Origin of the sequence: Xanthomonas sp. NCPPB 1325 (assembly GCF_041477645.2) — a bacterium.
Classification (GTDB): Bacteria; Pseudomonadota; Gammaproteobacteria; order Xanthomonadales; family Xanthomonadaceae; genus Xanthomonas; species Xanthomonas cannabis.
In genome coordinates this window covers 4789695-4797500 of record NZ_CM192985.1, presented here as the reverse complement: position 1 = coordinate 4797500, position 7806 = coordinate 4789695, and the positions used below count along the sequence as shown (strand labels likewise).

Genomic DNA, 7806 nt, shown 5'->3' with positions numbered 1-7806 from the left:
AGCTCAGGTGGTTAGAGCGCACCCCTGATAAGGGTGAGGTCGGTAGTTCGAGTCTACCCAGACCCACCACTCTGAATGTAGTGCACACTTAAGAATTTATATGGATCAGCGTTGAGGCTGATACATGTTCTTTTATAACTTGTGACGTAGCGAGCGTTTGAGATATCTATCTAAACGTGTCGTTGAGGCTAAGGCGGGGACTTCGAGTCCCTAAATAATTGAGTCGTATGTTCGCGTTGGTGGCTTTGTACCCCACACAACACGTACATGTAACTCCGAGGCAACTTGGGGTTATATGGTCAAGCGAATAAGCGCACACGGTGGATGCCTAGGCGGTCAGAGGCGATGAAGGACGTGGTAGCCTGCGAAAAGTGTCGGGGAGCTGGCAACAAGCTTTGATCCGGCAATATCCGAATGGGGAAACCCACTGCTTCGGCAGTATCCTGCAGTGAATTCATAGCTGCTGGAAGCGAACCCGGTGAACTGAAATATCTAAGTAACCGGAGGAAAAGAAATCAACCGAGATTCCCTGAGTAGTGACGAGCGAACGGGGAACAGCCCTTAAGCTGGAATGGCTTTAGAAAAACAATCTGGAAAGATTGGCCATAGAAGGTGATAGCCCTGTATTTAAAAGGGCCACTCCAGTGAAGACGAGTAGGGCGGGGCACGTGAAACCCTGTCTGAATATGGGGGGACCATCCTCCAAGGCTAAATACTCCTGACCGACCGATAGTGAACCAGTACCGTGAGGGAAAGGCGAAAAGAACCCCGGAGAGGGGAGTGAAATAGATCCTGAAACCGTGTGCGTACAAGCAGTAGGAGCTCGCAAGAGTGACTGCGTACCTTTTGTATAATGGGTCAGCGACTTACTGTTCGTGGCAAGCTTAACCGTATAGGGGAGGCGAAGGGAAACCGAGTCTGATAAGGGCGCATAGTCGCGGGCAGTAGACCCGAAACCGGGTGATCTAGTCATGGCCAGGGTGAAGGTGCCGTAACAGGTACTGGAGGCCCGAACCCACGTCTGTTGCAAAAGACGGGGATGAGCTGTGATTAGGAGTGAAAAGCTAATCGAACCCGGAGATAGCTGGTTCTCCTCGAAAGCTATTTAGGTAGCGCCTCGGACGAATACTACTGGGGGTAGAGCACTGTTATGGCTAGGGGGTCATCGCGACTTACCAAACCATTGCAAACTCCGAATACCAGTACGTACTATCCGGGAGACACACGGCGGGTGCTAACGTCCGTCGTGAAAAGGGAAACAACCCAGACCCACAGCTAAGGTCCCAAATTCACTGCTAAGTGGAAAACGATGTGGAAAGGCATAGACAGCCAGGAGGTTGGCTTAGAAGCAGCCACCCTTTAAAGAAAGCGTAATAGCTCACTGGTCGAGTCGGTCTGCGCGGAAGATTTAACGGGGCTAAGCAGTGAACCGAAGCTTGGGGTGCATAAAACTTGTTTTATGCGCGGTAGAGGAGCGTTCCGTAAGCCTGCGAAGGCAGATTGAGAAGTCTGCTGGAGGTATCGGAAGTGCGAATGCTGACATGAGTAACGATAATGCGGGTGAAAAGCCCGCACGCCGAAAGCCCAAGGTTTCCTTGCGCAACGTTAATCGACGCAGGGTTAGTCGGTCCCTAAGGCGAGGGCGAAAGCCGTAGTCGATGGGAAGCAGGTTAATATTCCTGCACCTCGCGTGAGTGCGATGGAGGGACGGAGAAGGTTAGGTGTACCGGGCGTTGGTTGTCCCGGGGAAAGGCGGTAGGTTTGAATCTTTGGCAAATCCGGGATTCTTTAAGACCGAGCACCGAGACGAGCCTTTATGGCGAAGTCACTGATACCACGCTTCCAGGAAAAGCTCCTAAGCTTCAGCTCACGAAGACCGTACCGTAAACCGACACAGGTGGGTAGGATGAGAATTCTCAGGCGCTTGAGAGAACTCGGGTGAAGGAACTAGGCAACATGGCACCGTAACTTCGGGAGAAGGTGCACCCTTTTTGGTGGCTCATGCGAGCTATAGCTGAAGAGGGTCGCAGAAACCAGGCCGCTGCGACTGTTTATCAAAAACACAGCACTCTGCAAACACGAAAGTGGACGTATAGGGTGTGACGCCTGCCCGGTGCTGGAAGGTTAATTGATGGGGTCAGCCGCAAGGCGAAGCTCTTGATCGAAGCCCCAGTAAACGGCGGCCGTAACTATAACGGTCCTAAGGTAGCGAAATTCCTTGTCGGGTAAGTTCCGACCTGCACGAATGGCGTAACGACAGCGGCGCTGTCTCCACCCGAGACTCAGTGAAATTGAAATCGCTGTGAAGATGCAGCGTTCCCGTGGCAAGACGGAAAGACCCCGTGAACCTTTACTATAGCTTTACACTGAACGTTGAGTTCGTCTGTGTAGGATAGGTGGGAGGCTATGAAACTGTGGCGCTAGCTGCAGTGGAGCCATCCTTGAAATACCACCCTGTCGTGCTTGACGTTCTAACCTAGGTCCGTTATCCGGATCAGGGACCGTGTATGGTGGGTAGTTTGACTGGGGCGGTCTCCTCCTAAAGAGTAACGGAGGAGCACGAAGGTACGCTCAGCGCGGTCGGACATCGCGCACTGTGTGCAAAGGCATAAGCGTGCTTGACTGCAAGATCGACGGATCAAGCAGGTACGAAAGTAGGTCTTAGTGATCCGGTGGTTCTGTATGGAAGGGCCATCGCTCAACGGATAAAAGGTACTCCGGGGATAACAGGCTGATACCGCCCAAGAGTTCATATCGACGGCGGTGTTTGGCACCTCGATGTCGGCTCATCACATCCTGGGGCTGTAGTCGGTCCCAAGGGTATGGCTGTTCGCCATTTAAAGTGGTACGCGAGCTGGGTTCAGAACGTCGTGAGACAGTTCGGTCCCTATCTGCCATGGGCGTTGGAAGTTTGAGAGGGGCTGCTCCTAGTACGAGAGGACCGGAGTGGACGAACCTCTGGTGTTCCGGTTGTCACGCCAGTGGCATTGCCGGGTAGCTATGTTCGGAAGCGATAACCGCTGAAAGCATCTAAGCGGGAAGCGCGCCTCAAGATGAGACTTCCCGGGGCACAAGCCCCCTAAAGGAACCATGTAGACTACGTGGTTGATAGGTCAGGTGTGTAAGTACAGCAATGTATTGAGCTAACTGATACTAATGATCCGTGCGGCTTGACCATATAACCTCAAGTTGCCTTGGTCCCAACGAACGTTGGTAGATCATCAAATGCAAGCTACGTCACAAGTTAACTATGCGAGGCTGAGCGCCGTAGGTGCTTCCATACGCTAACGCTTGCACACCCGTGCAGACGTTTGAGGAAGCAGCAACTGGCGACGCTCCAACCGTCTCCCTGGTGAAATTAGCGCTGTGGAACCACCCGATCCCATCCCGAACTCGGAAGTGAAACGCAGCTGCGCCGATGGTAGTGTGGCTCAAGCCATGCGAGAGTAGGTCATCGCCAGGGGCTTTACCCGAAACCCTCAGTCCACAAGGACTGAGGGTTTCTTTTTGCCCGGATGTTGGGCATAGCCTCCGTTTGTAGCATGCTGCGGCAGGCGCGATATGTGAGCCATCAAGTCGACGCCGCAGCGTCCAACGGATGCCTGATTGCCTGCGCATCTTCTCCTCCGCGCATACGGCGGCACGCTGCCTCTTCGGCCAAGCCGCCTCTCAGACAGCGGCAACTGCAGCACGCTGATACGCCTCTAAGATGCTTCGTCCGGTGCGCGACATCCGCTAAGAAACAGCGACAGCCGCCTCCACGGGCACCAAAGCGGCTGATGTTGAAAGGCGGCGCTAAGCGACGTTGGGAATCGCGCCTGGATCAACGCAGCGCTTGTTTGAACTTGATTGCTTTTCGGCAGTAGACCTCCATATCGGTGTCTGCCGGTGCCTAACCGATTGATCTGGAAACCTCGATGCCTGAGCTGCCCGAAGTCGAAACGACCATGCGTGGGCTTGCGCCACACCTGGTTGGGCAACGCATCCATGGCGTGATCCTGCGCCGTCCGGATTTGCGGTGGCCGATTGCCGAGCAGATCGAGCGCCTGTTGCCTGGAGCCACCATCACGCAGGTACGGCGACGTGCGAAATATCTGCTGGTGGATACCGATGCAGGTGGCAGCGCGTTGCTGCATCTTGGCATGTCGGGGAGCCTGCGTGTGTTGCCAGGGGAGACCCCGCCGCGCGCGCACGATCATGTGGATATCAGCCTGCAGAATGGGCGCGTCCTGCGTTTCAACGACCCGCGTCGGTTTGGTTGTCTGTTGTGGCAAACCGATGCACAAACGCATGAATTGCTTGCCGCACTCGGTCCCGAGCCATTATCGGAGGCATTTACTGCCGATTATCTTTATGCGCTCTCGCGAGGTCGCCGCGCGGCGGTCAAGACATTCTTGATGGATCAGGCGGTAGTGGTTGGCGTCGGCAATATTTATGCGGCCGAGAGCCTGCATCGTGCAGGCATCAGTCCATTGCGTGAAGCCGGAAAGGTCTCGCTTGACCGGTATCGCGGCCTGGTTGCCGCCGTAAAGGAGATTCTCGACTACGCGATCAAGCGCGGCGGGACCACGCTACGGGACTTTATCAGCCCCGATGGTGCACCCGGCTATTTCGAGCAGGAATTGACGGTGTACGGGCGCGAAGGCGAGCCCTGCAAGCAGTGCGGGCGTGCGTTGAAACATGCCACCATCGGGCAACGCGCCACTGTGTGGTGTGGGAGCTGTCAGCGATAAGCAAGGCGCGGGTATTGCGGGCGACTAAAGCAAGCCCGTTACCGCGAATCGTGCGAGAAAGCCTGGAGTTTTTCAGCGCGCCGGTATCCAATCCGCGCACCGTGTCACGGAAGTGCGCTTCCAGCCCGTCCAGGCTTTCTACAGCGGCGGCGCCATGTCATGAGGACTCAACGGCTGGTCACAGAGCATTGCGTCACCGCTCCACAGCGGCGAACGCCGTGCCGCTAGTTTCCGGCGTGACACCGCGCCACAATCCCTGCGTCCTGCATCTGGAAGTGCTGCATGCCCACCTCACCGTCTCTGCGCCTATCGCAGGTTGTTGTCACTGCGTTGGCGGTGCTGTGCGTCAGTGGCGCACATGCCGATGAGCCCGCAAAAGAACAGGCAGCTGCCGCGCAGCGCATCCAGCTGAGCAACGATGTAGTGCAGCTGAGTGCAACGCCGTCCTTTGGCGGACGCATCCTGTCGTTTCAGCTGCGCGGGCAGCCCAGTGTGTTGAAGATCGGTCGCGGCGTGGACCGCTCACCCGTGGCTGAAGTGTCGGCGCGGTCGGGGGATGTTCCGTATCTTGGCCACGATGTATGGGTGGGGCCGCAGAGCCAGTGGTGGCTGCACCAGCAGGTCAACCCCGAGCGCAAGGCCGCGGCCGCGGTATGGCCGCCTGATCCGTATCTGTCATTGGCCACCACGCGTGTGGCCGCGCGTGATGCGGGCCAGCTGACGTTGGAAGGCGTGCCCAGTCCGGTGACGGGGGTGCAGCTGACCAAGCGCATCGCGCTGTCCAGCACACGGGCGGACACGGTTGAGGTGCATGCTGCTGCACGCAATATCCGCAAGCAGGCGGTTGCCTGGGATCTATGGTTCAACACGCGCGTTGCAGCAAGCACCCGTGTGTTCGTGCCGGTGGCAGCGGCTGCCGATATCCGCGTGCAGCCGCCGAGTGAGGCGGGTACCGTACCGCCGGCCTACCGGCACCGCGCCGGCCTTCTTGCTCTGCGCGCGGACGCGCGCGAAGACGGGCTGATCCAGCGTGGCAAGCTGCTGCTGCAGCCATCGGCAGGCTGGATGGCGGGTTTTGCCGGTGCGCAGGTGCTGGTCATTCGCTTTGCGCATGAGCCACTGGCTGCCATCCATCCCGAGCAGGGGCAGGTGGAGTTGTACATGGATGCGCCAGCCCGGCGTGCGGCAGATGGCCTGCTGGAAATGGAAGTGCATGCGCCTTACCGCCAGCTGGCGCCGGGCGCGCAAATGCAGGCCATGGAGCAGTGGACCTTGCTGCAATACACCGGGCCGGACGAGGAGCAGGCACAGCGACAGTTCCTGTGCGGCAAGGCGAAGGAACTGGCGCTGGAACACGCCTGTGTAGCGGAAGCCGCAGCGCGTTGAGTCCGGTATGCGCGTCCACCTCAGGCTGTGGCTATGATGTCGCCCATTCCCTGATCAGATCGATGCGCATGCAACGACGCCATTTCCTGAAGAATGCTGCTGCCGCCCTGGCTGCGCTCGGTTTACCGGCAGTGCCGCAGTGGGCATTGGCTGCCAAGGCCGTGGGGTTGCGTCGGTTGGGTCAGGCGCAGCCGTTCGACTATGCCTGGCTCAAGGGGCAGGCACGTGCGCTGGCCGCCGCGCCGTACAAGAGTCACAAGCAGATCCTGCCAGGCCCACTGGAAGCATTGAACTGGGATCAGTACCAGTCGATCCGCTACCGTCAGGACCATGCGCTATGGGCCGATGGCAACGGCAAGTTCCAGGCGAAGTTCTTCCACCTGGGGTTGTACTTCCACACCCCGGTGCACATCTATGACATCGTCGATGGCAAGGCGCAGCAGTTGGCCTATGACCCGGCTGCGTTCGATTACGGCAGCAGCGGGCTAGGCGGCAAGCAATTGCCCAAGGATCTGGGTTTTGCCGGCTTCCGGCTCAATACCCGCAAGGACACCGACCGCGATTTTTCGGCGTTTCTGGGTGCGAGCTATTTCCGCGCGGTGGGCAAGGAAGGCCAGTACGGGCAGTCGGCGCGCGGGTTGGCCATCGACACCGGTACCGGTGGCCCGGAGGAGTTTCCGGACTTCATTGCCTACTACCTCGAGCAGCCCGCCGACGATTCGAACACCGTGGTGGTCTACGGCCTGCTGGATTCGCCCAGCGTCGCCGGTGCCTACCGCTTTGCCATCACCAATGGCGAGGTGCTGGTGATGGACATCGACAGTGCGCTGTACCCGCGCAAGGCGATCGAGCGGCTGGGGATCGGCCCGTGCACCAGCATGTACCAGGTTGGCGAAAACGATAACCGCATGGACTGGGACTGGCGCCCGGAAATCCACGATACCGATGGCCTGGCGATGTGGACCGGTGGCGGCGAATGGATCTGGCGCCCGTTGTGCAACCCGCCGCAGCTGCGCTTCAACATGTTTGTCGACGAGAACCCGCGCGGGTTCGGGCTGCTGCAGCGCGACCGCAATTTCGACCATTACCAGGACGACGGGGTGTTTTACGAGAAGCGCCCGTGTCTGTGGGTGGAGCCCAAGAGCGGTTGGGGCAAGGGCTCGGTGCAACTGGTCGAGATCCCGACCGTGGATGAGACCTTCGACAATATCGTGGCGTTCTGGAACCCTCAGGCCAAGCCGCAGCCGGGGCAGGAACTGTTGATGGGCTACCGCCTGTATTGGGGCGCGCAGCCGCCGGCCAGTTCGCCGTTGGCGCACTGCGTGGCGACGCGTACCGGTCTGGGTGGCATCGTCGGGCAGAAGCGCGGTCATTTCTCGTGGCGGTTTGCGGTGGACTTCGCCGGTGGCGAGTTACCTGGCCTGGTCAAGGACGCCAAGACCAAGGTCGAGGCGGTGATCCAGGTGTCGCGCGGCACCACCGAGATCGTGTCGGCGCGGCCGCTGCATGAGCTCAAGGGCTATCGGGCGATGTTCGATCTGGTGCCGCCGGACGAAGGTACCCAGCAGATCGATATCCGCCTGTATCTGCGCGCCAACGGCAAGCCGCTCACCGAAACCTGGCTTTACCAATGGACGCCGCCGCCGGCGAGCGAGCGCAAGCTCTACTGAGCGTGTGCAACGCGCCG

3 protein-coding genes, 1 tRNA gene and 2 rRNA genes (1 of these 6 cut by a window edge) are annotated in these 7806 nt (G+C 58.7%); all 6 read left to right on the top strand.

Going from position 1 to position 7806, the window contains the following annotated elements; genetic code table 11:
* Window positions 1–69 (top strand) — tRNA-Ile (locus tag ACCQ10_RS20270); it begins 8 nt to the left of the window's first position.
* 228 nt (window positions 70–297) lie between these two features.
* Window positions 298–3178: ribosomal RNA gene (locus tag ACCQ10_RS20265) — 23S ribosomal RNA — on the top strand.
* A gap of 170 nt (window positions 3179–3348) precedes the next feature.
* Window positions 3349–3463: ribosomal RNA gene (gene rrf / locus ACCQ10_RS20260) — 5S ribosomal RNA — on the top strand.
* A 454-nt stretch (window positions 3464–3917) separates the two neighbouring features.
* Window positions 3918–4733 carry a bifunctional DNA-formamidopyrimidine glycosylase/DNA-(apurinic or apyrimidinic site) lyase gene (gene mutM / locus ACCQ10_RS20255; protein WP_372361730.1) on the top strand — a complete coding sequence of 272 codons (816 nt, stop codon included), beginning with the start codon at window positions 3918–3920 and terminating at the stop codon, window positions 4731–4733.
* Between the two features lie 282 nt (window positions 4734–5015).
* Window positions 5016–6119: a DUF4380 domain-containing protein gene (locus tag ACCQ10_RS20250; protein WP_372361729.1), complete on the top strand. Its 1104-nt coding sequence runs from the start codon at window positions 5016–5018 to the stop codon at window positions 6117–6119.
* Window positions 6120–6187: 68 nt separating this feature from the next.
* Window positions 6188–7789, top strand: coding sequence for an OpgD/OpgG family glucan biosynthesis protein (locus ACCQ10_RS20245; RefSeq protein WP_166744484.1), 1602 nt, complete (start codon window positions 6188–6190; stop codon window positions 7787–7789).
* The last annotated feature ends 17 nt before the right edge of the window (window positions 7790–7806 follow it).